The sequence below is a fragment of the uncultured Microbacterium sp. genome (genome assembly GCF_963524805.1).
Classification (GTDB): Bacteria; Actinomycetota; Actinomycetes; order Actinomycetales; family Microbacteriaceae; genus Microbacterium.
Genome location: NZ_CAURGG010000006.1, coordinates 115,012 through 141,974 on the forward strand (window position 1 = coordinate 115,012; position 26,963 = coordinate 141,974).

Consider the following 26,963-nt stretch of genomic DNA (forward strand, 5'->3'; position numbering starts at 1 on the left):
GTTCGGCATGGCCTGAGCATCCTACCGTGAGCCACTCGGGCCTTCCTGGACGTGGGGCAGCACCGGGTCGTCTTCGCCGACTCCGATCCGCTCACGCCACGACCGCGACTGCCCGGCGCGCACGGCGCACAGCACGAGCAGCATCCATCCGAAGCCGGTGAGCGTGAAGCTCTCGAACATGGAGTCGACCAGGAGCGTCACGAGCACGAGCGGCGTCCACGCATAGATGACCGACCGACGCTCGCTCGCGTCCAGCCACGACCGCACGAGCGCGACACCGGCCATCGCCGTGAACAGGAGCAGACCGATCCAGCCGAGCTGGAGCAGGACGTCGAAGTAGGCGTTCAACCCGCTCGCGTGGGTCGTGCGCAGCGCGTAGTTGATCGCACTGAACGGGAATTCGCTCGCATCCCACGCGCCGAACCAGCCCCAGCCCTGCACCGGCTTGGAGCGCAGGTAGTCCACCATCGTGGTCCACAGACCAACCCGGGTGGCGAAGTCCGAGCCGGCCCCGAGGAGGGCGATGATCGGATGCCGCGCCGCATAGCCGATCGCCAGACCCGCGACCACGGTTCCGCCGATCGTCCACTGCAGCGCCGAGCGGTCTCTGGGCTTCGCGTGGCGCACGAGCGCCAGGGCGCCGACCGCGAGCCCGACGGCGACGGCGAGCACCAGGACGGTCGGGGAGTCACTGAGGGCGGCGAGGCCCCCCGCCAGCACGACCGAGAACACCGAGACGCCGACGCGGACCGACTGCGTCCGGTACTCGATGAGGAACGTGATCAGCGCGATCACCGCGACGAAGCCCAGCAGGTTGCGGGTGCCGAAGATGCCCTGGATCGGCCCCAGCTGGGCGATGTTGCCCTGGATGCCCAGAAAGCGGATCGGCATGTCCAGCAGCACGCCGGCCAGGATCTCCACCGCGAGCGAGAGGGACAGCAGGACCCGCATCACGTCGCCCAAGGCGCGCGCGGTCTGCAGCGTGTCGCGGACGTGGCCGATCGTGACGGCCAGGAAAGCCAGTCCCGCGGTGTACAGCCAGCTCCAGAACGAGCTCGAGGCGTCCTGGCTCCAGAAGACGCTCGCGAACGCCCAGCCGACGAACAGGACGACGGTGGTCGGCACGAGCCGGACGAGCGAGATCTCCCGTCGTCGCGCTATCAGCATGCCGGCCCCGATCACGCACAGCCCGACGATGATCGAGATGTAGGTGACCCGCCCCGCCACGCGCTCGATCACGAAGGCCGAGAAGACAGCTCCGAGCACCGCGATCGTGAATGCCCGAGCGAGGGCGGCCGAGGCCAGCATTCCCCCCAGCCAGCGCCCGGGCGAGGCGCTGCGGGGCACCTCCGTCACGGCAGTCGCGCGGTCAGCTCGCCGCGCTCGATCGCGATCCGCATCTCCGACGCGCCCTCGCCGATGTGGGGCGACTGCTTGATCTTGAAAGCCAGCATGACCACGAACAGCCATCCCCACAGCAGCAGGGGACCGGACTCCGCGAGCCCCTGCACGAGCAGGATCGCCGCGACGAGGGTCGGCAGCAGAGTGAGCGGTGAGTAGGGGCGGTCGTCGCGCAGGTCCCACCGCGGCCGGTCGACCGCGAAGAACCAGGAGCGCCAGATGAAGGCGAGGTACAGCATTCCCATGAGGAACACACCCACCAGGCCCAGTTGGAGGAAGACATCCAGCCACATGTTGTGCGCCTGCATCACCGTCTGGCCGTGATCGATGATCCATCCGTCGAAGGCGGGATCGCCCGTGACCCAGGGGGTGGAGAACCCCCAGCCGATCAGCGGGTGCTCGACGGCGCGCGCGAGAACCTTCTCCCAGATGGCCTCGCGGCCGGTGAGGTCTGCGCTGCGGCCGAGTGCCGTGAAGATCTGGCCGCGCAGCAGCCAGAAGGTGAGGGCTCCGCCGAGTCCGATGACGGCGTACGCGATGTAGTAGCGCGTCCGTTCGCCGGGTCGGCGTGCCCGGCGCATGAGCAGCACCGTGACCAGGACGATCGCGACGGCGAGGGCGGCCACGTACGCGGTCGCCGACGAGGCGCGGTAGAACAGATACGCCGAGAGCGCGATCCACACTCCGAGCAGCGTGCGCCGCGGCGCTCCGGCGGCGAGGCGGATCGAGAAGACGATGACCGCCAGCAGGGCCACCGGGCCCAGCAGGTTGGCGTTGCCCATGATCCCCTGGATGCGACCGCCGTCGAACAGGTTGTCGCGCGACCAGTAGACGATCGGATCGTCGGCGGGCTCGCTAGGAATGACGAAGCCCGGCAGCAGCGGGCCGCGGATGAAGACCGAGACCCACAGCTCGAAGACGAGCGACAGGGCCATGACCCACTTGAGGGCCGAAGCGATCGTGCGCACCAGCTCACGCCATGTCAGCACGCTGCCGATGAACAGTCCCTGCAGCGTCGTGATGACCAGCAGCAGCAGCGTGACGGCGGTCGCCTCGCGCCAGTGCGACCAGATGATCGACAGCGCGGCCCAGGCCACATAGGCGATCGTGAACCAGGGCAGGCGCCGCCACTGCACCGGCGGACGCACGGCGAACCAGAGGCCGATCGACAGCAGACCACCGGCGATCGTGATGATCGCCGTGGGGAGCTCTCCGATCGCGTTGATCCACGCGGTGCCGGACAGCGCCGTGAACACCACGAACACGCACCAGGCGCGGAGCATCAGGTGGCCCGTCTTCTCGCGAGCCGGAGCCGCGGGAGGCGCCGACGCGGGGTGCTTGGTGTGGACGGCCATCGTCCCATCAGGGTACCGGGTGCGTCCCTCTACGCTGGAGGCATGCTCGTGACTGTGACGAACACTCCGCAGGACTACGCGTGGGGGTCCACGACCCTCATCGCCGATCTCGAGCACCGTGTTCCGTCGGGCCGCCCGGAGGCGGAGGTGTGGTTCGGTGACCACCCCGGCAGTCCCTCGCACGTGACCGACGGACGCACGCTGGGAGCGTGGCTCGCGGAGGATGCCGCCGGCACGGGGGCCCCCGAGCACCTGCCGTACCTGATGAAGCTGCTGGCGGCGGCATCCTCGCTCTCGATCCAGGTGCATCCGTCGCGCGAGGAGGCCGTCGAGGCGTTCGCGACGGAGGACGCCGCCGGCATCCCCCGGGACGCTCCGGAGCGCACGTACCGGGACCGCAACCACAAGCCGGAGCTGATCGTCGCGCTGAGCGAGACCTTCACCGCGCTCGCCGGGGTGCGCGAGCTCGACGCGACGCGCCGGCTTCTGGCCCTCCTCGGAGACGGCGGCGCGGCGGTCGCCGAGCGATTGAGCGGGAGGGATGCCGCCGCCGCGGTCCGCGACACCGTCGAGTGGCTGCTCGCGGGGGACTCCACGGCCGCGATCGCAGGGATCGTCGCGGCCGCCCAGGACGCGGCATCCGAGAAATTCTCCGCCGAACTGGATCTGGTCCGTCGACTCGCGGCCGACTTCCCCGGCGACCGCGGCATCGGCGTCGCCCTTCTGATGAACCTCGTCGTGCTGCGGCGCGGGGAGGGGCTGTTCGTGCCGGCGGGCGTGCTGCACGCCTACCAGTCGGGACTCGGCGTGGAGATCATGGCCGCGAGCGACAACGTCCTGCGCGGGGGGCTCACTCCGAAGCACATCGACGTCGCGGAGCTGATCAGGGTCCTCGATCCCACCCCCGGGCCGGCTCCGGTGCTGCGGCCGCACGAGCGCGACGGGGTTCGGCGATTCGCGCCGGATGTACCCGATTTCGCGCTCACACGCGTCGCCGTCGCGCCCGGCGAGGAGGTCGCGGTGGGTCTGGACGGAACGGCGATCGCGCTGGCGACCGGTGGTGAAGTCGTCGTGGACGGCGCGAAGAGCCGCGCGGGCGAGCGAATGACCCCGGGGCAGGCGGTCGTGGTGACCCCGGACGAGCAGCGGATGGTCATCACAGGCGAGGGTGAGCTCTACATCGCCCAGCCCGGAGCGCGACACGCCGACGGCGCGTCGTAAACGTTCAAGCGCGGGGTGAGGCTTTACGATCTGCGACTTGACCGCGGCGAACTACACCGGTGTAATTACTCGTACACGCGAACCAGCGTGGGGGTGAGAAGGTGGGAGAACGAGATGACGGGTTACCGTTCAGGCGTTCCCGACAATTGGTTCGTCGATCCGGTCCAGCTCGGGGTTCCGGGGGTGCGCCGTCCTCTTGAGGGGGAAGACGGCAATCCGCTCGGGTGGCAGACCGATGCGCTGTGCGCACAGACAGATCCGGAGGCGTTCTTCCCAGAGAAGGGCGGCTCCACACGGGACGCGAAGAAGATCTGCACGACGTGCGATGTCCGTGGCGAATGCCTCGAATACGCCCTGCAGAATGATGAGCGATTCGGGATCTGGGGCGGCCTCAGCGAGCGCGAGCGTCGGAAACTCAAGCGTCGCGCGAGCTGACGCGTCCGCGCGATCTCGGCTGCGCGGGGCGTCGCGGCCCGTTCCGGCGATCCGCGGCGCGTGCGCCGGGTCGCCGCCGGGCCTCGCACGTAGGCTGACCAGGTCATGCCCGCCCGAGTCCACGCCATCCTCGTCGTGCGCCCCGACGGGCGCACGCCCGCCGCACACCATCTGCGGCGCACGCTCGCGGGGCTGGCCGAGCAGACCGTCAGGGTCGATGCTCTGACGATCGTGGTGTGCGGCGACGACGAGGGTGTCGCCGGCGTGGCGGCGGCATCCAGCGCCGAGTCGGTGATCAGCGCTCCGGCATCCACGAGCTTCGCCGCCGCGACGGCGATGGCGACGCTGCGGGTGTCGGGGGATGCGGTCTGGATCCTGGCTCAGGACACCGCTCCCGAGCCCGAGGCGCTCGCGCGTCTGGTCGGGGCGCTCGAGCTCGGCCCCTCCGTCGCCTTCGTCGCGCCCAAGCTGGTCCGCTGGGACGACCGCACCGAGATCGTCTCCCTCGGGGTCAGCATGACGGTGTTCGGCCGCACCGTCGGCCTCGCCGATGCCGAACTCGATCAGGGACAGCACGATGCCCGCGAGGACGTGCTCGGGTCGGACATCCGCGGCGTCCTGGCCCGCACAGAGGCATGGCGTGCCCTCGGGGGCATCGACCGGGCGCTCGCGGGGGCGGACGAAGGCCTCGACCTCGGAGTGCGCTCCCGGCTTGCCGGCTCGCGCGTGCTGCTGGTCCCCACGGCGCTGGTCGCCGTCGCCGGAGACGGGGTGGCGGGGCTGCCGGCGGCGAGGACCCCCGCCCGGAAGCGCCGGCGCGCATTCGCGTCTCGTACCGCCCAGCTCCACCGCCGTCTGGCCTATGCGCGTCCGGCGGCTGTTCCGTTCCTCTGGCTGGCGATCCTGCCCGTCGCGCTCTGGCGGACGGTCCTGCAGATCGTGCGCAAGCAGCCCGGGCTCGTTCTGCCCGAATGGGGAGCGGCCATCTTCTCGATGGTGCGCCTGCCGTCGATCGCGCGTTCGCGCGCGCGCATCCGCAGCGCCCGCACCGCATCGTGGGCGCAGATCGCTCCGCTTCGGGTGTCGCAACGGGCGCTGCGCGAACATCTGGACGATGACGCCGACTCCGCCGCGCCGGTGCGCCGCGGGGAACTGCGCTTCTTCACCGGCGGCGGCGCCTGGCTGGTGCTCGGCGCCCTCGTACTGTCGATCGCCGCTTTCCCGGCTCTGGCTGCCTGGGCGGTGCTCGGGGGCGGCGGATTGCAGCCACTGGCGACGGATGCCGCGCAGCTGTGGAGCGCGGCGGTGTACGGCCTGCGGGCGTCGGGCCTGGACACGATCGGTCCGCCCGATCCGTTCGCGGCGGTGCTCGCCGTGCTCGGGTCGCTCTGGCCGCTCGAGCCGTCGCGCGCGCTGGTCGTGCTGTGGCTGGCGGCGCTGCCGCTCGCGGCGCTCGGCGGGTGGTTCGCCGCCACGCGCGTGACCGACAGGTCGCTGCTGCGCTTCGCGGGCGGCGCCGGATGGGCGCTGGCGCCCACCTTCCTCGCGGCGCTCACGCAGGGCAGGCCCAGTGCGGTGCTCGCGCACCTGCTCCTGCCGTGGCTCTTCTACGCCGGCGCGGTCGCCCAGCGCTCGTGGGTGGCGTCGGGGGCCGCGTCGCTGCTGCTGGCAGCGGTGATCGCCTGCGCTCCGTCGCTCGCGCCGGCGCTGGTCGTGATCCTCGTCGGTGCGATCGTCCTCACGATCGTCCTGCGTCAGGGGCGCGGGGTCGCCCGTCTCGTGTGGACGGCGGTGCCGGCTGCGCTCTTCGCGGCGCCGGTCGTCTGGTACCAGCTGCGTGCAGGCAACGCATGGGGTCTGCTGGCCGATCCGGGCATGACGTGGTCCGGCGCGCAGGTGGCCGCGGATGCGGCCGGCCGCGCACTGCTGGCTGCCGGCATCCCCACTCCTGATCTCGTCGGCTGGGCCGGCTTCGTGCCTGACCTGCCCACGTGGTGGGTGCCGCTGCTCGCGGCGCCGGTCGCCATCCTCGCCCTGGCGGCGCCGCTCACGCAGCGGTGGGCGGCAGGCATCGCCCTGCTGGTGGTCGCCGCGCTGGGCCTGGCCACGGCCTTCGCCGCGGTGGGGATCTCCGTCGCCTTCGCCGAATCGCTGTCGGTCGCGCTGTGGCCCGGCGCGGGCCTGAGCCTCGCATGGCTCGGCGCGCTGGGTGGGGCTCTGGCCGCCCTGGATGTCGGCCTCGCCCCGCGCCTCGCGGCCGTCCGGGCGCTCTCGGCGGCGGCGGTGATGGTCTGCCTGCTGATCCTGGCCGTTCCCGCACTCACCTCGATGGCCCGCGGCACGGCGTTGCTGACCAACGGCCCCGCCAGCACGCTGCCCGCATACGTCGACGCCGCCGGCCGGGACGACCCGAACGTGGGCACCATCATCATGACCCCCCAGAACGCCGGCGGAGTCTCGTCGCGCATCGTCTGGGGCGGCAGTGAGACCCTCGACGGTCAGGCGACGATCATCTCGAGCCGCGCGACGCAGAGCGCGGCGGACGAGGAGGTGGCCACGCTCACCGCCAACCTCGTCACCTCGGCCGCGGAAGACGTGATCGGCGCCCTCGCCGCCGACGGCGTGAGCTTCATCCTGCTCGCTCCCGCCGCCGAGCCCGAATCCGAGGTCGCCCGCGGCTTCCGGCTGGCGGCGGAGACCGCGCTGAATCAGCGCGACGGACTGGATGCGGTGGGCGAGACCGAGAAGGGCGCGCTCTGGCGGGTCACGCAGCCGGTCGAGGCGCGAGCCGCCGCCTCGGCATCCGTCCACGATCTTGCGCGGGCGATCGCCCTCGCCGAGCTGATCGCCGTCGCGGTGGCCGTGCTGCTCGCCGTGCCGACGGCGGCCTCGCGGCGCCAGGCGCGCCGCACGCCCCGCGTCGTCGGGCCCCACTGGCAGGAGGGCAGATGAGCGATCGCCGCGTCTTCCGCTGGGCGACCACGAGTGCGCGCCTGCTCGCCGGCACCTTGGTCGCCGTGGCCTTCGTCATCGCCGTGGTCACCGCGGTCTCGGTGCCCTGGCCGGTCGTGGCCCGCGAACCGGTCGCCGTCGCCGCGACTCCTGCGCCCTCGGCCAGCGTGCTGGTGTGCACCGGCGGTCTGCTCGCCCTCGGTCGTGAGGCGGCGGATGCCGGACGCATCGTCACCGCGGCGCCGCAGAGCATCACGACCGGCGTCGGCCTGGACGAGGCCCCTCCGAGCGAGCAGGCGCTGTCATCTCCTGCCGCCGATGCGACCGCACCCGCGACCGCCGTCGTGGCGCAGCCCGCCGGGGGAGCGCGCACGGACGTCGCGGCATCCGGGTCCGCCACCGTCTCGGCCGACGACCTGCGTGGCTTCGCGGCGTCCGCCTGCCGACCGCCACTCATGGAGTCCTGGCTCGTGGGCGGATCGGCGGCCACCGGCGCGGCCGACGTGGTGCTGCTGGCCAACCCGGGCTCCGTTCCGGCGTCCGTGCAGCTCACGACGTACGGCGCGGCGGGCGCCCAGGTGCCCGCGGGCGGCGAAGAGCTGACGGTGGCACCCGGCGCGCAGATCGTCGTGCCGCTGGCCGGACTGATCCTGGGAGAGGAGAGCCCGGTCATCCGCGTCACGGCCACCGGGGCGCCGGTGCAGGCGGCCTTGCAGGCGAGCATCACGCGCACGCTGGTCCCCGGCGGAATCGATCAGATCGGGGCGATCCCCGTGGCCGGTGAGCGTCAGATCATCCCGGGAGTCACGGTCACGCAGAACCCGGGCGCCGACGCCACGCCGGGTGCATCCACGGTCGTGCGGCTTCTCTCGCCGAACGCCGACACCACAGCGACGATCACCACGACGCCCGTCGGTGCGGCGGTCGTGGCGTCTGCCCCGACCACGGTGCCGCTCGGGGCGGGCATTCCCACCGAGGTCGAGCTGCCGGGTCTGGCGGCCGGCCAGTACACCGTGGACGTGTCGGCGGGCGCTGAGGTGCTGGCCGCCGTCTGGCAGACCACCGGCTTCGGCGAGGGCGCGGATTTCGCCTGGTACGCCGCCGCGCCGCCCGTCACCTCGCCCAGCCTGTTCGCGGCACCGGCAGGGCCCGAGCCGATCCTCGCGCTGTCCAATCCGACCGATCAGCCGATCACGGTCACGGTGAGCGCCGTCGACGGAACCTCCAGCGACGAGGTGACGGTCGCGCCCGGCGCGGGCGAGGCTGTGCGGCTGACGTCGCGAACCGTGTACCTGCTGGATGCCGGCGGTGACGGCATCCGCGCCATGGTCTCGCAGTCCGGTGACGGCGCGCTCGCCGGATTCCCGGTGTGGTCTTCGGACGCCGCGGCTCAGCGCATCACGGTCTACCCCTGAGCGAAGACGTCAGAAGAATCTGAACCGCTCGGGCCCCAGATCCCAGGGGTCCCGGTCGAGGTACTCGGCGGCCGCGCGGAAGACGCTGCTCTCCACCATCATCCGGCGGTGCAGGTCATCGTCGCGGTGCAGGTGGCTCAGGCGCTCGATGGGCAGGCGGTACATGATGATGCGCTTCTCGGCGGTCAGCGCGCGCCAGCGCGGGATGCCGTCATCGTCGGTCGTCGGCGGCATGTCCCCGACTTCGAAGCTCACATCGCGCAGTTCCGGCCAGGCTGATCGCAGGAACTCCGCAGCGGTGCCCACGGCCAGGTCGAAGCGGTCCACCCGGGTCTCGAGCGGCGGCAGCGGCGGCCGGACGATCGGGCTGCGTCCTTCGCGGCCGTGCCGGCCGTGGCGAGCGGGGCGCCGGGCCGCCGAGGCGACCTCTTTGCTCCTGCGCCATGCCATGACTCCATCCTAGGACCGGGCACGTCGCCGATCCCGGTGCGAGGTCCGGGCGAGCGCCCCGCGGCGCGGCACCCCGCCGCCGACGGCCGCGCTGGATAACGTGGTTCCGATGCGCACGAGACTCTGCTCCAAAGTGGGATGTGCCCGAGAGGCAGTCTCGACCCTGACCTACGACTACCCCGATCAGATGGCGGTGCTCGGCCCGCTCGGGCTGGGCGGCGATCCGCACGCGCACGACCTCTGCGCGATCCACACGGACCGGCTGTCGATGCCGCGCGGGTGGGTCGTCGTTCGGCACGAGACGCTCGCGCAGCGCTGATCGAGGACCTCGCCGACGGATGACGCTCCTCCCGGCGTCTGGGACAATGGGCGGATGAGCACAGACCTGAGCGCCCCCGTCGCCGCCCGCCGCGCCCTCGAGTTCCGCGTCGCCGACCTGAGCCTCGCCGAGGCGGGCCGCCACCAGATCCGGCTCGCCGAGAACGAGATGCCGGGGCTCATGGCGCTGCGCGAGGAGTTCGGACCTCACCAGCCGCTCGCCGGCGCGCGCATCGCCGGCTCCCTGCACATGACGGTGCAGACCGCGGTGCTGATCGAGACGCTCGTCGCCCTCGGCGCGCAGGTGCGCTGGGCAAGCTGCAACATCTTCTCGACGCAGGACGAGGCGGCAGCTGCGGTGGCGGTCGGCCCCAGCGGCTCACCCGAGGAGCCCGCCGGCGTGCCGGTGTTCGCCTGGAAGGGCGAGAGCCTCGAGGAGTACTGGGCGTGCACCGACCGCATCTTCGACTGGAGCGCAGAGGGCTTCGACGGCCCCAACCTCATCCTCGATGACGGCGGCGACGCGACGCTGCTCGTGCACCGCGGCGTGGCCTTCGAAGCCGCCGGTGCCGTGCCGCAGGCGACCGCGGAGGACTCCCACGAGTATCGCGTCGTGCTGGACACCCTCCGTGCGAGCCTGGATGCCGATCCGCAGCGATGGACGCGGATCAGCGCCGAGCTGATCGGCGTCACGGAGGAGACCACCACCGGTGTGCATCGTCTGTACGAGCTCGCCGCCGCCGGAGAGCTGCTGTTCCCCGGGATCAACGTCAACGACTCGGTGACCAAGTCGAAGTTCGACAACAAGTACGGCATCCGTCACTCGCTGCCCGACGGACTGAACCGCGCCACCGACGTGCTCATCGGCGGCAAGACGGCGTTCGTGGTCGGGTACGGCGACGTGGGCAAGGGCGCGGCCGAGGCCCTCCGGGGCCAGGGTGCCCGGGTCATCGTCGGTGAGATCGACCCGATCTGCGCGCTGCAGGCCGCGATGGACGGCTTCCAGGTGGCCAGGCTGGACGCGGTGATCGGCGACATCGACATCGTCGTGACCGGCACCGGCAACAAGAACGTCGTGACCGTGGAGCACCTGCTCGGTCTCAAGCACCTCGCGATCGTCGCGAACGTGGGGCACTTCGACAACGAGATCGACATGGCGGGCCTGGAATCCCTCGAAGGTGCCGTGGCGGTCGAGATCAAGCCCCAGGTGCACGAGTGGCGCCTTCCCACCGGACGCAGCGTCCTCGTGCTCAGCGAAGGGCGCCTGATGAACCTCGGCAACGCCACGGGGCACCCGTCGTTCGTGATGAGCGCCTCGTTCACGAACCAGGTGCTCGCGCAGCTCGAGCTGTTCACGAACATCGAGGCCTACCCGCTCGGCGTCCACACGCTGCCCAAGGCGCTCGACGAGAAGGTCGCGCGCCTGCACCTGGGCGCGCTCGGCGTCGAGCTGACGCCGCTCACTCCCGAGCAGGCGGCGTACATCGGCGTTCCGGTCGAGGGGCCCTACAAGCTCGACCACTACAGATACTGACGAACGCGCTCAGCGCGCGGGGAAGCCGCGGGGAACGCCGGATGCCGTCGCGGTGAGCGCGGCGACACGCTGGTCCTCGAGCTGAAGCGCCCGCAGCTCGCGATCGCGGCGCACCGCGACCACGGCCCGCAGGAACGTCTCTGCGTCGACGTCGGGGACGGGGGAGACATGCGCCGCCGTCTCGGCGGCCAGCGACGCCGCCAGCCGCATGCGGGCGGCGGGCTGCATGTCGTCGGCGTTCTGCACGAACTGCGCGATGCGCCGGGAGAGCCGGTCGGGAAGCCGTGCGACATCGGCGACCTGCGCCCACGCGGCCAGCGGCCCCGGGACTCCCGCCGCCGGTGCGGGCAGGCGCGGGGTGCGCGTGCGCTCGGAGTACGTGCCGGCCATCAGGTCGCCGAGCCGCTGGGCGCGCGGGGTGAAGGCGCCCACGAGCGCGGCGACGGCGCCGAGCGTCAGCCAGATCTCGAACACGCCCACCAGGGCCCGGATGAAGGCCTGGCGGAACCCCGAGGCTCCGCCGTCGGCTCGGACGATGCGACCGCCGACCGCGAGCTTGCCGAGGCTGCGCCCGCGCGTCATCGTCTCCACGACGGTCGGGATGACGACCGTGACCGTGACCAGGACGGTCACCGTCAGGATCGGCAGGGCCACGGCATCCAGGACGCTCTGGCCGATCAGCCACGATGCGACGAGGGCCAGCAGCACGAAGACCAGCACGCCGAGCACGACGTCGATCAGCGTCCCGAGTGCGCGCAGGAAGAATCCCACCGGCTGGACGTCGAGGGCGACAGCCTCGCCCGTGAGGATCTCGTCCTGTGCGACCTCCATCGCTCGAGGGGCGGCGCTCGGCCGGCGGGAGGCGTCGGCGGATTGCGGGGCGGGCATGCGTACAGTTAACCAAATGGATCTCGACGCCCTCTCCGCCGCACGGCGCGACGAGTGGGCGCGTCTGGACGAGCTGAGCCGATCGCGCCGGCTCAGCGGTGAGCAGGTCGACGAACTGGTCATGCGCTACCGCGCGGCATCCGCCGACCTCGCCGACATCAAGACCTCCGCCGGCCGTACCGCTCACGGCGACCACGTCTCGACGATGCTCGCCCGGGCGCGCCTGCGCCTGACGGGCGCACCCGAGAACGTCGCCCGGCAGATTCCGCGCTTCTTCGCCCTGCAGCTTCCGGCCGCACTGTACCGCGTGCGCTGGACGACCCTCGTGATCGCCGTCGCCTTCGTCGCGGTGGTCGCCCTGGTCGCGTTCTGGGTGTCGGGCGATCCTGCGCTCGTGGCGTCGCTGGGGCCGAAGGCGCAGCTGGAGTACTACGCCGAGAACAGCTTCACCGAGTACTACAGCGAGAACCCCGCCGCGGTCTTCGCCGGCACCGTCTGGACGAACAACGCTTGGATCGCCGCGCAGTGCGTTCTGTTCGGGATCACCGGTGTCTGGCCGCTCATGGTGCTCGTGCAGAATGCGGTGGGCGTCGGAACGGCCGCGGCGATCATGCTCGCCTTCGACCGGGGAGATGTGTTCCTGCTGTTCATCCTTCCGCACGGCCTGCTGGAGCTCACGTGCATCTTCGTCGCCGGCGCCGCGGGTCTGCACATCTTCTGGGCCTGGGTGGCGCCGGGCCGGCGCACCCGCGGCGAGGCGCTCGCCTCGGCCGGCCGGTCGCTCGCGACGATCGCGATCGGCCTGGTCCTCGCGCTCGCCGTCGCCGGCACGATCGAGGGCTTCGTCACCGCGCAGCCGTGGCCCTGGCCCGTCAAGATCGGCATCGGGGCCCTGGCGCTCTCGGCTTTCGTGTTCTACATGGTGTTCGTCGGCGGCCGAGCTCACCGGAAGGGCGAGACCGGAGACCTCGGCGAGTACGAGGCCGGCACGCCCACGCTCGTCGCCGGCTGAGGACGTCGGGTCGATGAGACCGAAGAAGGGCCGGCCGCCGAAGCGACCGGCCCTTCACGCAACTCCGGTTCAGGCCTTCTTGGTGCCGTCGAACAGCGCGCGGTACGCGAAGCCCGCGATCAGACCGCCGACGATGGGGAAGACGATGAACACCCACAGCTGGCCGAGGGCGAGCGGACCGCCGTAGATCGCCGATGCGATCGAGCGCGCGGGGTTCACCGACGCGTTGTCGATCGGGATGATGGCGAGGTGGATCAGCACCAGCGCGAGGCCGATCGCGAGCCCCGCGAAGTTCGACCCGCGTGTCGCGTGGGTCACGCCGAGGATCACGATGACGAACAGAGCGGTGAAGAGCACCTCGACGATGACGGCGGCACCCAGTCCGAAGCCGCCGGGTGAGAGCTCGTCCCACCCGTTGCTCGCGAAGCCGCCGTCCTGTGCGTTGCTCAGCCAGCCCTCGGGGCCGAACAGGCCGATGAGCACGACCAGCGTGCTGGCCACGAGGCCGCCGATGATCTGCGCGATGATGTACGGGAGAACCCCGCGCCAGGGGAAGCGCCCGGCAGCCGCGAGCCCGAGGGTGACCGCGGGGTTGAAGTGGCCGCCGGAGATCGGACCGAACGCGTAGGCTCCCGCGATGACGGTGATGCCGACCGCGAGTGCGACGCCGAGGAATCCGACGCCCTTGTTGGCCGATTCGGTTCCTTCGCCGAATCCGGCGGCGAAGAGGGCCGTGCTCAGGACGCCCAGCACGAGCAGGAGCGTGCCGAAAGCCTCGGCCACGAGGGTCGCCGCGGTGGAGGGACCTGCCGCGACCTTGTCAGGAGTGTGATCGAGCTCGGTCGGGCGCACGCGCTTTTCGGGCCGGGGGTCTCCCGGGGGAGGAGTGTGGCTGAGCTCGGTGGGCTCGACGGGCTTGTCTGGACGCGGGTCGCTCATGACTCGTTCCCTTCGCAGTCGGTGATGGGCGGAATATCCGCACTGCGAGAGCCTAGGGCATGTTCAGGAACTTCACAGGTGCGCCCGCGGCGGGGCGCCGAATGCCCGTCACGGTGCGTCACGGACGGCGATCAGAGCCGGCCCGCCGCTTTCAGGTCGAGGTAGCGGTCGGCGATCTTCGGCGGCAGCGCCTCCGCCGATGCGGCCACCGCCTCGGCGCCGGCACGGCCGATCGCTGCGGCGACCTCCGCGGAATCGCGGATGCCGCGCTCCTGCGCTGCGGCGCGGTACACCGCGGCCGCGTCGAGGCGATCGCCGGGCACCTCCTCGATGTCGGTGACGGTTCCCACCAGGACGTGCGCGCGGCGGGACAGGGCCGGCAGCGACCCGAGGAATCCTCGTGCGGCCTCGGGCGCGTCCTGCGCGGTGAGCAGGACGACCAACGACGGCCGTGACGTGAGCGCGCGCACCTGCGCGAATGCGGCGTCCCAATCGGTGTCGATCAGCTGCGGCTCGACCGGAGCCATGGCATCGACGAGCGCCGGCAGAAGTGCGGGGCCGTCGATGCGGCTCACGCGCCCACGGATCACCCGGTCGAACAGCAGCAGGTGCACGTGGTCGCCCGCCCGCGTCGCAAGGGCGGCCAGCAGCAGCGCGGCCTCCATCGCGGCATCCAGACGGACCCCGTCGCCGACACGGGCCGCGGCGGTTCGCCCGGTGTCGATCACGATCACGACGTGCCGGTCGCGCTCGGGGCGCCAGGTGCGCAGCATCGTGGTGCCCGCCCGGGCTGTAGCACGCCAGTCGATCGAGCGGACGTCATCGCCTCGGACGTACTCGCGCAGGCTGTCGAACTCGGTCCCCTGACCGCGCACCTGCACGCTGGTGTTCCCGTCGAGTTCGCGAAGGCGCGCCAGCCGCGAGGGCAGGTGGCGGCGCGCGGTGAAGGGCGGAAGCACGCGCAGGGCGCCGCGCTCCCCGATCGCGGTCTGCCGCCCGGCGAGTCCGAGCGGACCGTCGGAGCGCACGGCGACGAACTCCGAGCTCAGTTCGCCGCGTCGGCGGGGCAGCAGGGGCACCACGATGCGGCGCCTCTCACCCGGCGGCAGGTCGATCGGGAACCGCTGGTCGGGCGCGCCGGCCGTCGGCTGCCACGCGTCGCGCACGCGTCCTCGCAGACGGCGCTCGCCGGTGTTGTGCAGCCAGAGCTCCGTCTCGACCCGCTGGGCCAGCAGCGCCCTTCGCGGAATGCGGCGCTGGAGGCGCACACGGCGCGGGTCGGCGGCCGCGGCGGCATCCGCGATCGCCGCGCCGGCGCACACGAGGATCCACCCTGCGGCGCTGAGCCACGGCGAGGCTCCCGCGATCGCCAGCAGCACGACGGGCACCGCGCCGACGGCGACCAGCAGCGGGAGTCGGCCGGTGACGTACATCAGATGGGCACGCGGGTCTGCTGCAGCACCGAGCCCAGGACGGCGTCCACCGAGACGCCCTCGAGCTCCGCGTCGGGGCGCAGGCGGATGCGGTGCCGCCATGTCGGCACGAGCATCGTCTGCACGTGGTCGGGTGTGATCGCGGGGTAGCCGCCGAGCCATGCCCACGCCTTCGCGGCGGCCAGCAGCGCGGTGGTCGCTCGAGGGCTCACGCCCAGCTGCACCGAGGGGCTCCGCCGGGTGGCCTGCGCGAGGTCGACGACATAGCCCAGGACGTCGTCCGCCACGGTGACCGCGGCGGCGGCGCGCTGAGCAGCGCGGATCTCGTCGGCGGTGATCACCGTGCGAAGGCCGGCGCCGGCGAGGTCCCGTGGGTCGAAGCCGTCGGCGTGCCGGCGCAGCACGGCAAGTTCCGCCTCCCGCGCCGGGATGTCGACGATGAGCTTGAGGAGGAAGCGGTCCAGCTGCGCCTCGGGAAGCGTATAAGTCCCCTCCTGCTCGATCGGGTTCTGGGTCGCGGCGACCAGGAACGGGTCCGGCAGTGCACGGGTCACCCCGTCGGAGGAGACCTGCCGCTCCTCCATTGCCTCCAGCAGCGCCGACTGCGTCTTGGGCGGCGTGCGGTTGATCTCGTCGGCCAGCACGACGTTCGTGAAGACGGGTCCCTCGCGGAACTCGAACTCGCCCTCGCGAGCGTCGTACACGAGCGAACCCGAGACGTCGCCCGGCATGAGGTCGGGGGTGAATTGGATGCGCTTCGTGTCCAGCCCCAGGGCGGCGCTGAACGCCCGCACGAGCAGCGTCTTGGCGACACCCGGCACGCCCTCCAGCAGCACATGCCCCCGCGCGAGCAGCGCGATCAGCAGGCCCGTGACCGTGCCGTCCTGCCCGATCACGGCCTTTCCGACCTCGATGCGCACCCGGTTCATCGCTTCGCGCAGCGCGACGTCGTCGGGGGCCGTGGCCCCCTCGGCGGGCGTCGGCGCCTCGGGTGCCGGGGTGGGGTCGCTCATGGGGTGTTCCTTTCGGGACGGACGGCATCGGGTCGCACACGGGCGCGCGCGGCCTGCTCCAGGGATCGCAGCCGCCGATCGAGATCGACCAGCTCCGCGTCGCTTCGCGGGATCTCATCGATCAGGATCCCGCGCACGGCGCCGCGGTCGTATCCGGTGCGCGCGGCCGCGGCATCCGCGATCTCGGCTGCGGTTGCGCCGGGACCGAGGCCGAGCAGTCCGCTCAGCCGGCCCAGGCAGCCCAGGCGCAGCTGGTCGGCGGCGTGCACGGCGTCGCGGGCGTGGGCGTAGAGCCGCCCGCGCCCCTCAGTGGTCTCGGCGGCGCGGACCGTGACGGGCAGCCGCTCTGCGACCAGGGGGCCGAAGCGGCGCCCGCGCCAGATCGCGGCAGCCAGGCCCGAGGTCAGCAGCAGCACGATGACCGGACTGACCCATGGCGGCGTGAGCTCGCCGAGGGTCGGATCCGATTCGGCGAGGTCGCTGTCCTGGATGCTCGGCATGTACCACACGAGGGTCGGATGCCGGCCGAGCAGGTTGACGGCCAGTGCCGCGTTGCCGTTCTCCGCCAAGAGCTCGTTCGTGAAGACGGCCCGCCCGTCGACGGCGACCACCCGGCCGCCGTCGCGCTCCTGCGCCAGCAGGCCGAAGCCGCCGCCGGTGGGGTAGCACGCCATTGCGCCTTCGGCGGGCTGGTAGATCGCGCCGGGAATGATGGCGCCGGCCCGGTTCGCCTCGGGGAGCGCGCAGCCCGGATCGACCGGCTCTCCCGGCCCCACCCCGTAGGTGTCCGATCCCGACAGCAGCAGCCGCAGGGTGCGCGCACGGGGATCGATCAGCACGACGTCCGCGGCGGCATCCGTCAGCTCCACCAGAGCATCGTCGGAGAGATACGGGGCGTCGGCGACGGCGAGGGTTGCTCCGCCCGGTGCCAGCGCGTCCTCGACCGCCGCGCGGTCTCGGGCGATCACGACCCGCACACCGTGCTCGCCGAGGATCGTGACGAGCGCCCGCGTGCCCGACGGACCGGCGGACTGCGGGTCGAGCACGTCGCGCTCGGTCCACTGCCCGATGCCCCCCAGGACCGCGCCGAGGATGCCGACGCCCACGAGGACCGCGGCGATGACCGCCCATGCCGTGATCCGTCGGCGTCTTTCCGACCGCGTCCGGGAGGGGCTTGCCGCGACGGCGTCGGAGACGGCGCTCACGCGAGCCGCCTCATGCGCGCACTCCCGCAGCATCCGAGAGGAGCGGACGGGCGGCCCTCAGCTGCTCGTCCACGGCGGCGACGCGCCGGTACAGGGCCTCGGTGCCCGGACGCCGGAGATAGCGGACGTCGTCGAACGCGCCGGCCGCGGCCTCCAGCGCGTCGGCCTGCGAAGGAAAGGCGCGCGACGCGGCGCGGGCGAACGCGTGCACGGTGGCGCCCGGGGGCGTGTCCACGGCCCCGCGCTCGATGAGAGCCCGCGCGAGGGCCCGGAAGCGCAGCACGACGGCGGAATCCCAGTCGCCGCGCCCGGCGAAGCCCTCGGCGTCGCGGCGCAGCTCGGCCGCACTGCGCTCCTCGTCGCCTCCGAAGAGCGGGGCGGATGCGCGCGTGCGTCCGGTCGCGCGCGGGACGCCCCAGACCAGGAACGCCGCGATGATCACCAGGACGATCACGATCGCCGCGACCAGCGCGGCCCACGGTCCCCAGTCCCCGTCGAGCCGTGTGGCGAACAGCGACTCGAGGAAGTCGCCGACGGCGCGCGCGATCCGGTCGAATGCCGTGGGCTGCGCTGCGTCGTAGGCGGGATTCGACAGCTCCTGCTCGGCCCAGCGGCGCGCCTCGTCACCGTCCGGGGTCAGGGGCGGGACGGAGTCGGTCGGCAGCAGCAGGACGGGCGCTAGGACCACGGCGAGTCGGGGTCCGGTGCGTCGCTCTGGGCGTTCGGCGCCGTCCAGCGCGTCTGCTCGGGACGCGGCTCCTGGTCGGCCGGACGGCTCGGGACGATGGGCGCGGGCGGCGCGACGTACGGCGGCACGGCGGCGGGCGCCGGGGGCGGCGGCGGATAGCCCTGCGGGAAGGGGTATGCCTGAGCGCGGTGCGGCGGGCCGTATGCGGGCGGCGCGTACCCCGGTGTCGGGTACCCCTGTGCAGTGCCCGGAACGGGCGAGAACACAGGGCGGGGCGCGATCTCCCGGCCGACGTTCTGGCTGTACGGATCGGGCAGCCCCTGGGCTCCGGCATCCCGTCTCTCGACGTAGGTGAGCAGGTCGATGTCCAGACCCTCGCGGCGCATCCGGCAGTCGATGTAGATGATGGCCGTCGCCGTCGCCTGCACGACGACCGCGACGGACTGGATCAGCAGCGTGATGACCTGCGTCAGGATCGCCCCGAAAACGACGCCCACGATCGCACTCGGAGTGGGATCGCCCGTCGGAGTCACGATCGTGGTCAGGGCGGTCGTCAGGAACGAGAACGGGATGCTGACGACCTGGGCGATCGCGCCGAACACGAGCGAGATCAAGAGGACGACTCCGAGCGCCGGCCAGAAGCGCCCGCGGATGAGGCGCCACGACCGAGAGATCGCCCCGCGGATCGTCGCGTGCTCGAGGATGATCACCGCCGGGACGAGCAGGAGCTTCGTGGAGATCCAGAGCGTGAGCGGGATCGCCGCCAGCACGATCAAGATCGTCAGGCCCACCGCGAGGGGCAGGGCGGCGAAGGCGATCGCCGCGATCGTTCCCGCGACGACCGCGATCAGGGCGAGGACAGCGAGGGCGAGCAGCAGCGAATAGCCCACCAGGCGCCACGCCACCGGCTTGACCCGCTGCCAGAGGGCACGAAGGGTGAGGCGTTCCGCGAGGGCGGCGTGGGCGACTTCGCTCACGACGACGCCCTGCACGATGACGCCGAGCGCGCCGGCGGCGAGGCCGAGGACGAAGGCCGTCACCGCCGTCAGCGCGATGGAGCCGGCCATGACGGCCTCGAATTCGTCCGTGCCCTCGCGGAGCGTGTCCAGCCGCGTGAACGAGGCCAGCGCCACCGCACCGACACCGAGCAGAACCAGCAGGTACGCGGCAGTCTGCACGCAGAGGGCGAATCCGAGGAGGACGCGCGGGTTCTGACGCAGCGCCGCGAACGAGCGCCCGAGGATGGTCCCGAACGTGAGCGGCCGCAGGGGGATGATGCCGGGCCGGGATGCCGGAGTCCAGGTCGGATAGGCGGTCACAGATGGCCTCCCTGGTGTCACGGCTCGTGTCACGCGCCGGCGTGCTGAGCCTTCATCGTGCCATATCGCGGGGGCGCCGCCGCGGTCGGCAACCCGGTGCGCCCCGACGCTCGGCGTGCCCACAGCCGACTTCCATTACTCTGTGGGGAGCGCACGGGGACGCGCGATGAGCGTCGCGCCCCCGGCCGGAGCAAAGGACACGAACGCGCGAATGACTTCCCGCATCCTGGTGGTCGATGACGACACCGCCCTCGCCGAGATGATCGGCATCGTGCTGCGCACCGAGGGGTTCGACACGGTGTTCTGCGCGGACGGCTCGAAGGCGGTCGACATCTGGCGTTCTGAGCGGCCCGACCTCATCCTGCTGGACCTCATGCTGCCCGGCATGGACGGAATCGAGATCTGCAACCGCGTCCGCGCCGAATCCGGCGTGCCCATCATCATGCTGACCGCGCGCACCGACACCGCCGACGTCGTCAAAGGGCTCGAATCGGGCGCAGACGACTACATCGTCAAGCCCTTCAATCCGAAAGAGCTCGTCGCGCGCATCCGCACGCGTCTTCGTCCCGCCTCGCAGCCGCTGAACGAGACGCTGCGCATCGGCGATCTCACGGTAGACGTGGCAGCCCACGAAGTCCGCCGCGACGAGGCCCCGATCGCGCTGACCCCGCTGGAGTTCGAGCTGCTCGTCGCCCTGGCCTCCAAGCCTCAGCAGGTCTTCTCGCGCGAGATGCTGCTCGAGCAGGTGTGGGGCTACCACTACAAGGCCGACACGCGCCTGGTGAACGTGCACGTTCAGCGTCTGCGGGCGAAGGTCGAGCTCGACCCCGACAACCCCAAGATCGTCACGACGGTGCGCGGTGTCGGCTACCGCGCCGGCGCCGTGGTGTGAGGCGCCGGTGTCGTCCGGCACGACCGGAGCGCTCGGCGTCACGAGGCCGTCGACCGCGGCGGTGACGACCTCCCGGCCGGCGTTGGCGGTGTGGCGGGACTGGCGCGGGTGGCCGGACAGCCTGGCGAACCTGTGGCGCAGATCGCTCCGGTTCCGCACGATCCTCGTCACGCTGGCGCTGACCGCCCTGGCGATCCTGGTCGCGTGCATCTGGATGGCGCTGGCGATCCAGAACAATCTGTTCGAGGACCGCAAGAACCAGGTGCTCGCCGATTCCCGCCGTGCCACGGAGGCCGCCCAGACCAGCCTGGATGCGGCCGCCGTGCAGGGCGACAGCATCCAGATCCAGAACCTCTGGCGAGGTGTGCAGGAGACGCTCGCCGAGCAGTCCTCCAGCGACATGATCGCGGCCTTCCGCATCGATCGCGCCCCCTCCCAGCTCGCTCCGCAGAACTTCAACACGCTGGGCCTGACGGAGGACGTCATCTCCGAGGGGCTGCGCGATGCGGTGCAGTCCGACCCCGAGCAGCAGTGGTGGCAGTCCGTCGCACTCCAGCGCACGGGCGAAGCGACCCCCGGCATCATCGTCGGTCAGCAGCTGCAGGTGCCGGATTTCGGCGGATACGAGCTGTACCTCGCGTACGACCTGGGCAGCGCCTCGCAGACCCTCGGCTTCGTCCAGACCACGCTGTGGATCGTCGGCATCTCGCTGGTCCTGCTGATCGGTGCGATCTCGTGGTTCGTGCTGCGCTCCGTCACGATCCCGATCGGCGAGGCCGCCGACACGAGCGCCAAGCTGGCCTCCGGGGAGCTCGGCGTCCGCCTGCCGGTGCGCGGCGAGGACGAGCTGGCCACGCTGGGACGCTCGTTCAATGCGATGGCCGACAGCATCGAATCGCAGATCAAGGAGCTGGCCGACCTGTCTCTCGTCCAGCAGCGGTTCGTCTCCGACGTCTCGCACGAGCTGCGCACGCCGCTGACGACCATCCGGCTCGCCGCCGACATGATCAACGACCAGCGCGCCGAGTTCGACCCGTCCACGGCTCGGGCGGCGGAGCTGCTGAACGCCCAGGTGCAGCGCTTCGAGACACTGCTGACCGACCTGCTCGAGATCAGCCGCTACGACGCGGGTTCGGTGCAGCTGGAACTCGAGCCGACGAGCCTCGCCCACCTCGCGGAGGACGTGATCGGCTCGATGCAGCAGCTGGCCGAGCAGCACGGAACCGACGTGCGCTTCGTGGCGCCCGGCGGCTACTCGCCGGTCGAGATGGATCCGCGGCGTGTGCGCCGCGTCGTGCGCAATCTGCTGGGCAATGCGATCGAGCACGGCGAGGGCCGACCGATCGTGATCACCGTCGACAGCGACCAGCAGGCGGTTGCGATCGGCGTGCGCGACTTCGGGCTCGGGATGAAACCCGAGGACGTCGAGCGCGTGTTCGATCGGTTCTGGCGCGCCGACCCGTCACGTACCCGCACGATCGGAGGCACAGGCCTGGGACTGTCGATCGCGCTCGGCGACGCGAAGCTGCACGGCGGCGAGCTCGCGGTCTGGTCGGCGCTCGGCCGTGGCTCGAACTTCGTGCTGACCCTTCCGCGGCAGGGTGGTCGCCTCACCGCGCCCTCTCCCGTCCCGGTCGATCCGGGCGATGACGCGATCGCGGCGATCGATGCGCTCGGGCTGACGCAGCCGATCGAGGTGCTCTCGACCGACGTCGCCACCGGAGCCGCCGTCCGCAGGGGGACCCCGTGACCCGCGCGCGCGGCATCCTGTCGGTGTTCGTCCTGATCTCGGCGCTCGTCCTGTCCGCATGCGGGGGACTGCCGGTCAGCGGATCGGTGAACCCGGGGCTCGCCGTCGGCGAGGATGCCGGATCCCCCGAGTTCCTGTTCCGTCCCGACGAGCCGCAGCCGGGTGCGACCCCCGAGCAGATCGTCGAGGGGTTCATCCGGGCCGGGTCGGGTCCGGGGCCGGCGGCGAACTGGGAGGTCGCGCGGATGTTCCTCGCGCCGTCGATCCGCGAGACCTGGAATCCCGAAGCCAGTGTCACGATCGACCTTCCGGATGAGCGTCTGCCCGTTTCGCCGAGCGAGGGCGCGGTCGAGCTCTCGGTGGTCGCCGTCGCGACCGTTGACTCCTCCGGCGCATATCAGCCCGACTCCGGCGTCACCCGGCTGTCCTTCCGTCTCGCCCAGCAGGATGACGGCCAGTGGCGGATCACCGAGGCGCCGGACGGCGTGGTGATCGACCGCGACGTGTTCACCAACGTCTTCCACCGCTATTCGCTCATGTACTTCGACCCCGACTGGCGGTTCCTGGTGCCGGACGTGCGGTGGTTCCCCACGACGAATGCCGCGACGCGGATCGCCCGCGCCCTGGTCAACGGCGCGCCGAGCGTCTGGCTGGCCGCATCCGTCCAGAATGCGTTCCCGGAGAGCGTCTCGCTCGCCCGGCCGTCGGTGCCGCTGGATTCCGGCGTGGCCCAGGTGACGCTCAGCGCGGAGGCGCTGCTGGTGGAGCCGACGACGCTGGACCGCATGCAGACGCAGCTGGACGCGAGCCTGGCGACGGCCAGCGTGTCGGGCGCCCAGATGCTCGTCGCCTCGACGGAGCTGGATGCCGAGCCGGTCTCGACCCGGTCGACCCGCGTGACCGGCCCGCCGCTCGTGCTGACCGACGAGGGGTTCGGCTTCCTGGCGGGGGACGAGCTGACACCCGTGCCGGGTCTTTCCGAGGCGATGCGCCTGGTCGCGCCGGCGTCGATCCAGGTCTCACCGGACCGCGATTTCGCCGCCGTGCGGCTGGTCGACGGAGGGGCGGCGCGCGTGCCCTCGGATGCCCCGGTCGCGATCGTGGACAGTCGTCCCGCGCTGATCGACCCCGGGGCGGACCCGTTCGGCTACCTCTGGAGCGTTCCCCGCGACCAGCCGTCGGCGATCACGGCGTTCTCGATCGCCGGCCAGCAGTTCGCCGTCGCCGACGCGTGGCCGGGTGCCTCGGAGATCCTCGCGATGGCGGTCTCGCGCGACGGCACCAGGATCGCGGCGCTGCTGGTCACCGGCGGCAGATCCGAGGTCTGGATCGCCGGCATCGTCCGCGGCTCGGAGGCGGTCCCCGTCCGCCTGGGCGAAGCGTTCCCGCTCGGGGCGGTCACCGGCTCCGGCTCGGGGCTCGCCTGGCTGGATGACACCACCCTCGGAGTGCTGAGCACCGAGTCCGGGGGGCCGCTGTTCACCGAGCAGCTCGTCGGCGGTCCGGCGACCGCGACCGATGCACCGATCGGCGCGGCGTCGGTCGCCGGCGCGACTTCGATCGCGACCGCGCGGCTGCGCACCGACGACGGATCGCTCTACGTCAAGCGCGGGGCGAACTGGCAGCGCACCACGAGCGGCATCCTGATCCTCGCGACCCAGCAGGGCTCACCGCAGTAGCTTCTCCTCCCCAGGATGGTGCGCGAGCCTCGCGTGCACCGGGGCCGCTTCCCGTCCCCGCTGAGGGAGGTCGCCACGGGACGATGAGGCCATGGGTGACGCGGTGTGGCTGAGCGCCACTCTGCGGAGCGCGCTCGCCGAGGCGCTCGCGCTCGTGCTCCCGGTGTGCTGCGCAGGGTGCGACGAACCCGACGTCGCACTCTGCGAACAGTGCCGGGCGCGGTTGCACCCGCGGGTGACCAGCAAGGGGCGGGGTGTGCGCATCTGGAGCGGCCTGGCCTTCGAGGGGGTTCCTGCTCGTGTGGTGCGCGCGCTCAAGGAGGAAGGGCGCACGGGACTCGGGCGCGAGCTCGCCCCGGCGCTTCGGGCAGCGGTGGACGCGGCGCTGCGAGCGGGCGAAGACGGATCGGGGGATGCGCAATCCCCCGATCCGCACATCGTCTTCGTCCCGATTCCGACCTCGCGCGCGGCGTTCCGGCGTCGGGGATACCGCGTGATCGAGGTCGTCGCCCGGCACGCGGGCCTGCACCCCGCGCGGCTGCTGCGCGCGTCACGGACGACGGCCGACCAGCGGGGTCTGGGACGCGAGGCGCGACGGGACAACGTGGCCGGCTCGATGCGAGCAGGCGCCGTCGCGGGGCTTCGCATCGTCGTGATCGACGACGTCGTGACCACCGGCGCCACTCTGGAGGAGGCCGCCCGCGCCCTGCGGGCCGGGGGAGCGGAGGTGCTCGGAGCTGCCACGATCGCGGCGACGGCGCGCCGCCGGGGGTGAGGCGGACTCATTGCGAATTCTCACGGTCCGAAAGAGTGACAGGGAGGTGTCGGCGGGCTAGCGTGGGGAGCCACAAGGCGACTCAGGGTCCGCCCTTGGCCGGGTGGACCGGAACAAGGAGGTCAGGGATGGAAACCAGCATCGTCGGCGTGGGAGTGGGTATCACCGATCGCTTCCGCTCGGTTGTCGAGGACAAGGCCGTCCGCATAGAGCACCTTGCGCCCCGCGCTCAGCGCGTGGATGTGAAGGTCACTCACCGCGCGTACCACAACGGCCGCATGGAAGATGACACGGTCGAGCTCACGCTGACCGGAAAGGGTCCCATCGTCCGCGCAGAGGCGACGGATGCCGACAAGTTCGCCGCCCTCGACATGGCGGTCGACAAGCTGTGCGAGCAGCTGCGGCGCGCGAAGGACAAGCGCGTCGACGCCCGCAACCACCCTCGCGGCGCGAAGTTCGAGAAGGAGAGCGGAGAGCTGTCGGGCATCGACCTGCAGCCCGCTTCGATCGACGTCATGCGCGCGGTCGCGACCGGCGAGATCCCGATCATCACCGGCAACGAAGACGAGGCGGACTACACGCCCGTCGTCATCCGCACCAAGGAGTTCGAACCGGAATGGATGGCGGTCGAAGAGGCCGTCGACCGCATGGAGCTGGTCGGACACGACTTCTTCCTCTTCATCGACGCCCGCACCGATCACCCCAGCGTCGTCTACCGCCGCAAGGGCTGGGACTACGGTGTGATCTCGCTGACCACGCAGAGCGCGCCGCTGGCCGTCTCGTAGCAGGAGCGCACGACGGGAGGGGACGCCTCCACCGAGGCGTCCCGTTCCGTTCTCGTGCGCCCGCTCAGCCGTCGAAGAAGTCGCCGAGCAGGCTGCCGATGACCAGGCCTCCGAGGATGCCGCCCATGCCGTCGCTCATGCCGCCCCGGCGACCGCCGCCCTGACCGCCCCAGCCGGGGTCCTGCGGGCGGGACGAGTCGATATCGCGCTGGGCGAGCTGGAGGGCTTCGCTGGCCAGGCTGCCGGAGCGCCGCGCCAGGCTCATCGCCTCCTCACGGGTGTCCTCGTCCGAGGACAGCGGCTCGGCATCCGTGCGGGTGCGCTCGGCTTCGGCGAGACGGGTGCGCGCATCCGCGCCGATCCACCCGCGGTGACCGGCGATGACGCTGCGGGCGACCGCGATCTGGCGATCGGCGTCATCCAGCGAATGCCGCACATGGGCAGGGGAGGGGATCGGGCGCGCCGCGCGCTCGCGGGCCACCGCGATCGCGGCATCCAGCCCGCTGTTGGCCTCGCGCAGCTGGGAAAGATGGGCGAACGGGTCAGCCTTGACGCGCGACGCGGGCAGCGCCGCCAGCGCCTGTTCGAGCGCCGCGACGGCCTGCGTGACGGCGGGGACCTGCGGTGCCTGTCGCGCGGCCACCAGGTCGCCGCGGGAATCCGCGACCACGTCGGCGAGCGTGGATTCTGCGCGCAGGGCCTCGATCTCGAAGTCCTCGATGCCGTCGACGATCGCCGCCGCCCGGCGCACCGCCTCGGTGGAGGTCTCGAGCGCGAGGTTCGCCTCTTCCCGGCGGCCCGCCTCACGGCGGCGCGCCGACACGTCGGCACTGTGAGCGGCGAAGGTCAGCAGCTGCTCCGCCTCGTCAGCACCCTCGGCGACCTGACGCAGAGCGGATTCGCTGTAGCGCAGCGCCAGCCGCTCGAGCGTCTCGCGGGCGTGCGGAAGCCGCTCGCTCAGCGAGGCGATGTCCGTGCGCACCTGCGCGAGGATCTCGGGGGCCCGGCGCACGCGCTCGATGTCGTTCTCGAGCGCGGCCGTGCGGTCATCGAGCAGTTCGTCCGCCCACTCGCACAGCTGCGCGATCCGCGCGTTGCGGGTGCGCAGCTCGTCGGGCGTGTCGGGGATCTCGTCGTGGTTGAGCTGATTGAGGTGGAACGCCTCGCCGAGGTGCGTGCGCACGGCGGTCAGCGCCTCGCGCAGGTCCTTCGTCGCGCCCTCGCCCAGCTCGGCCTCGGCGAAGACGAGCTCGTCGGTCGTCGTGCGGATGCGCTCGTCGACGGCCACGAGACCCGCGCGTGCCCGCCGTGCCAGCTCGGCATCCTGCGCGTCCAGTGCCGCCTGCTCCTCGCGTTTCCGCTTGCCCCACAAACCAGCCATGCATCGATCCTAGGTTCGGCCGGCTGAACGACCGCCCGGGTTCGCGCTCGGCGCAGAAGCCTCCCGCCGCGGTTCACTTGTCGTATCTGTTGGCGACACGCCGTGCGCGACGCGCATATACGA

The 26,963-nt window shown here is 71.8% G+C and carries 23 protein-coding genes; 12 read left to right on the forward strand and 11 right to left on the reverse strand.

What is annotated here, in order from left to right; genetic code table 11:
• Positions 1-21: 21 nt before the first annotated feature.
• Together RWQ91_RS12550 and RWQ91_RS12555 are read right to left on the reverse strand one after the other, a co-directional pair.
• Complete coding sequence (locus RWQ91_RS12550) at positions 22-1,356, reverse strand: O-antigen ligase family protein (RefSeq protein WP_314506520.1); 1,335 nt, start codon at positions 1,354-1,356, stop codon at positions 22-24.
• Positions 1,353-2,756, reverse strand: coding sequence for an O-antigen ligase family protein (locus tag RWQ91_RS12555; RefSeq protein WP_314506522.1), 1,404 nt, complete (start codon positions 2,754-2,756; stop codon positions 1,353-1,355). Before RWQ91_RS12555 ends, RWQ91_RS12550 begins: the two co-directional genes overlap by 4 nt.
• Positions 2,757-2,798: 42 nt before the next feature.
• On the opposite strand from RWQ91_RS12555, the gene manA reads away from it, so the two are divergent.
• The 4 genes from manA (at position 2,799) to RWQ91_RS12575 (ending at position 8,779) form a co-directional block, all read left to right on the forward strand.
• Positions 2,799-3,977: a mannose-6-phosphate isomerase, class I gene (manA, locus tag RWQ91_RS12560; protein WP_314506525.1), complete on the forward strand. Its 1,179-nt coding sequence runs from the start codon at positions 2,799-2,801 to the stop codon at positions 3,975-3,977.
• A 114-nt stretch (positions 3,978-4,091) separates the two neighbouring features.
• A complete protein-coding gene (locus RWQ91_RS12565; protein ID WP_091705126.1) occupies positions 4,092-4,412 on the forward strand; it encodes a WhiB family transcriptional regulator in 321 nt (106 codons plus the stop codon).
• Positions 4,413-4,517: 105 nt separating this feature from the next.
• Positions 4,518-7,364, forward strand: a complete 2,847-nt coding sequence (locus tag RWQ91_RS12570) for a glycosyltransferase (protein WP_314506528.1) — start codon at positions 4,518-4,520, stop codon at positions 7,362-7,364.
• The gene (locus tag RWQ91_RS12575; RefSeq protein ID WP_314506529.1) at positions 7,361-8,779 is read left to right on the forward strand and encodes a DUF5719 family protein; all 1,419 of its coding nucleotides are present in this window, start codon (positions 7,361-7,363) and stop codon (positions 8,777-8,779) included. The genes RWQ91_RS12570 and RWQ91_RS12575 overlap by 4 nt, the downstream gene beginning before the upstream one ends.
• Before the next feature lie 9 nt (positions 8,780-8,788).
• On the opposite strand, the gene RWQ91_RS12580 is transcribed toward RWQ91_RS12575, so the two are convergent.
• The gene (locus tag RWQ91_RS12580; protein WP_314506532.1) at positions 8,789-9,229 is read right to left on the reverse strand and encodes a metallopeptidase family protein; all 441 of its coding nucleotides are present in this window, start codon (positions 9,227-9,229) and stop codon (positions 8,789-8,791) included.
• Positions 9,230-9,338: 109 nt separating this feature from the next.
• Here RWQ91_RS12580 and RWQ91_RS12585 point away from each other — a divergent pair, with 109 nt between their 5' ends.
• Both RWQ91_RS12585 and ahcY read left to right on the forward strand, forming a co-directional pair.
• Positions 9,339-9,548, forward strand: a complete 210-nt coding sequence (locus RWQ91_RS12585) for a DUF3499 family protein (protein WP_314506534.1) — start codon at positions 9,339-9,341, stop codon at positions 9,546-9,548.
• 54 nt (positions 9,549-9,602) lie between these two features.
• The gene (gene ahcY, locus RWQ91_RS12590) at positions 9,603-11,081 is read left to right on the forward strand and encodes an adenosylhomocysteinase (RefSeq protein WP_314506535.1); all 1,479 of its coding nucleotides are present in this window, start codon (positions 9,603-9,605) and stop codon (positions 11,079-11,081) included.
• A 9-nt stretch (positions 11,082-11,090) separates the two neighbouring features.
• Here the strand turns inward: ahcY and RWQ91_RS12595 are convergent, their stop codons facing one another.
• Complete coding sequence (locus RWQ91_RS12595; protein ID WP_314506613.1) at positions 11,091-11,912, reverse strand: RDD family protein; 822 nt, start codon at positions 11,910-11,912, stop codon at positions 11,091-11,093.
• A gap of 73 nt (positions 11,913-11,985) precedes the next feature.
• Between RWQ91_RS12595 and RWQ91_RS12600 the strand changes: the two genes are divergently transcribed.
• Positions 11,986-12,981 carry a stage II sporulation protein M gene (locus tag RWQ91_RS12600; RefSeq protein WP_314506537.1) on the forward strand — a complete coding sequence of 332 codons (996 nt, stop codon included), beginning with the start codon at positions 11,986-11,988 and terminating at the stop codon, positions 12,979-12,981.
• A 69-nt stretch (positions 12,982-13,050) separates the two neighbouring features.
• Here RWQ91_RS12600 and RWQ91_RS12605 read toward each other — a convergent pair whose 3' ends face one another.
• The 6 genes from RWQ91_RS12605 to RWQ91_RS12630 form a co-directional block, all read right to left on the reverse strand.
• On the reverse strand, positions 13,051-13,920 hold the full coding sequence (locus RWQ91_RS12605) for an aquaporin (RefSeq protein WP_314506538.1): 870 nt from the start codon (positions 13,918-13,920) through the stop codon (positions 13,051-13,053).
• Between the two features lie 131 nt (positions 13,921-14,051).
• On the reverse strand, positions 14,052-15,353 hold the full coding sequence (locus tag RWQ91_RS12610; protein ID WP_314506541.1) for a DUF58 domain-containing protein: 1,302 nt from the start codon (positions 15,351-15,353) through the stop codon (positions 14,052-14,054).
• On the reverse strand, positions 15,353-16,366 hold the full coding sequence (locus tag RWQ91_RS12615) for an AAA family ATPase (protein WP_314506542.1): 1,014 nt from the start codon (positions 16,364-16,366) through the stop codon (positions 15,353-15,355). Before RWQ91_RS12615 ends, RWQ91_RS12610 begins: the two co-directional genes overlap by 1 nt.
• Complete coding sequence (locus RWQ91_RS12620; RefSeq protein ID WP_314506545.1) at positions 16,363-17,571, reverse strand: DUF4350 domain-containing protein; 1,209 nt, start codon at positions 17,569-17,571, stop codon at positions 16,363-16,365. Before RWQ91_RS12620 ends, RWQ91_RS12615 begins: the two co-directional genes overlap by 4 nt.
• A gap of 10 nt (positions 17,572-17,581) precedes the next feature.
• On the reverse strand, positions 17,582-18,259 hold the full coding sequence (locus RWQ91_RS12625; RefSeq protein WP_314506548.1) for a DUF4129 domain-containing protein: 678 nt from the start codon (positions 18,257-18,259) through the stop codon (positions 17,582-17,584).
• Positions 18,250-19,578: a glycerophosphoryl diester phosphodiesterase membrane domain-containing protein gene (locus tag RWQ91_RS12630; protein ID WP_314506550.1), complete on the reverse strand. Its 1,329-nt coding sequence runs from the start codon at positions 19,576-19,578 to the stop codon at positions 18,250-18,252. Before RWQ91_RS12630 ends, RWQ91_RS12625 begins: the two co-directional genes overlap by 10 nt.
• Positions 19,579-19,789: 211 nt before the next feature.
• Between RWQ91_RS12630 and mtrA the strand changes: the two genes are divergently transcribed.
• The 5 genes from mtrA to hpf all read left to right on the forward strand — a co-directional run bounded on the left by mtrA (position 19,790) and on the right by hpf (position 25,459).
• Positions 19,790-20,470 carry an MtrAB system response regulator MtrA gene (gene mtrA / locus RWQ91_RS12635; protein ID WP_314506551.1) on the forward strand — a complete coding sequence of 227 codons (681 nt, stop codon included), beginning with the start codon at positions 19,790-19,792 and terminating at the stop codon, positions 20,468-20,470.
• Between the two features lie 7 nt (positions 20,471-20,477).
• A complete protein-coding gene (mtrB, locus tag RWQ91_RS12640) occupies positions 20,478-22,220 on the forward strand; it encodes an MtrAB system histidine kinase MtrB (RefSeq protein ID WP_399546407.1) in 1,743 nt (580 codons plus the stop codon).
• Positions 22,217-23,899 carry an LpqB family beta-propeller domain-containing protein gene (locus RWQ91_RS12645; protein WP_314506552.1) on the forward strand — a complete coding sequence of 561 codons (1,683 nt, stop codon included), beginning with the start codon at positions 22,217-22,219 and terminating at the stop codon, positions 23,897-23,899. The genes mtrB and RWQ91_RS12645 overlap by 4 nt, the downstream gene beginning before the upstream one ends.
• 91 nt (positions 23,900-23,990) lie before the next feature.
• A complete protein-coding gene (locus RWQ91_RS12650) occupies positions 23,991-24,674 on the forward strand; it encodes a phosphoribosyltransferase family protein (RefSeq protein WP_314506554.1) in 684 nt (227 codons plus the stop codon).
• Positions 24,675-24,802: 128 nt separating this feature from the next.
• A complete protein-coding gene (gene hpf, locus RWQ91_RS12655; protein ID WP_314506556.1) occupies positions 24,803-25,459 on the forward strand; it encodes a ribosome hibernation-promoting factor, HPF/YfiA family in 657 nt (218 codons plus the stop codon).
• 64 nt (positions 25,460-25,523) lie between these two features.
• On the opposite strand, the gene RWQ91_RS12660 is transcribed toward hpf, so the two are convergent.
• Positions 25,524-26,840: a hypothetical protein gene (locus RWQ91_RS12660; RefSeq protein WP_314506558.1), complete on the reverse strand. Its 1,317-nt coding sequence runs from the start codon at positions 26,838-26,840 to the stop codon at positions 25,524-25,526.
• Positions 26,841-26,963 lie beyond the last annotated feature (123 nt).

Coding starts and splice junctions, on each gene's coding strand:
- RWQ91_RS12555 (WP_314506522.1), bottom strand. CDS start 2,756: ATGGCCGTCCACACCAAGCACCCCGCGTCGGCGCCTCCCGCGGCTCCG.
- manA (WP_314506525.1), top strand. CDS start 2,799: ATGCTCGTGACTGTGACGAACACTCCGCAGGACTACGCGTGGGGGTCC.
- RWQ91_RS12565 (WP_091705126.1), top strand. CDS start 4,092: ATGACGGGTTACCGTTCAGGCGTTCCCGACAATTGGTTCGTCGATCCG.
- RWQ91_RS12570 (WP_314506528.1), top strand. CDS start 4,518: ATGCCCGCCCGAGTCCACGCCATCCTCGTCGTGCGCCCCGACGGGCGC.
- RWQ91_RS12575 (WP_314506529.1), top strand. CDS start 7,361: ATGAGCGATCGCCGCGTCTTCCGCTGGGCGACCACGAGTGCGCGCCTG.
- RWQ91_RS12580 (WP_314506532.1), bottom strand. CDS start 9,229: ATGGCATGGCGCAGGAGCAAAGAGGTCGCCTCGGCGGCCCGGCGCCCC.
- RWQ91_RS12585 (WP_314506534.1), top strand. CDS start 9,339: ATGCGCACGAGACTCTGCTCCAAAGTGGGATGTGCCCGAGAGGCAGTC.
- ahcY (WP_314506535.1), top strand. CDS start 9,603: ATGAGCACAGACCTGAGCGCCCCCGTCGCCGCCCGCCGCGCCCTCGAG.
- RWQ91_RS12595 (WP_314506613.1), bottom strand. CDS start 11,912: ATGGAGGTCGCACAGGACGAGATCCTCACGGGCGAGGCTGTCGCCCTC.
- RWQ91_RS12600 (WP_314506537.1), top strand. CDS start 11,986: ATGGATCTCGACGCCCTCTCCGCCGCACGGCGCGACGAGTGGGCGCGT.
- RWQ91_RS12605 (WP_314506538.1), bottom strand. CDS start 13,920: ATGAGCGACCCGCGTCCAGACAAGCCCGTCGAGCCCACCGAGCTCAGC.
- RWQ91_RS12610 (WP_314506541.1), bottom strand. CDS start 15,353: ATGTACGTCACCGGCCGACTCCCGCTGCTGGTCGCCGTCGGCGCGGTG.
- RWQ91_RS12615 (WP_314506542.1), bottom strand. CDS start 16,366: ATGAGCGACCCCACCCCGGCACCCGAGGCGCCGACGCCCGCCGAGGGG.
- mtrA (WP_314506551.1), top strand. CDS start 19,790: ATGACTTCCCGCATCCTGGTGGTCGATGACGACACCGCCCTCGCCGAG.
- RWQ91_RS12650 (WP_314506554.1), top strand. CDS start 23,991: ATGGGTGACGCGGTGTGGCTGAGCGCCACTCTGCGGAGCGCGCTCGCC.
- hpf (WP_314506556.1), top strand. CDS start 24,803: ATGGAAACCAGCATCGTCGGCGTGGGAGTGGGTATCACCGATCGCTTC.
- RWQ91_RS12660 (WP_314506558.1), bottom strand. CDS start 26,840: ATGGCTGGTTTGTGGGGCAAGCGGAAACGCGAGGAGCAGGCGGCACTG.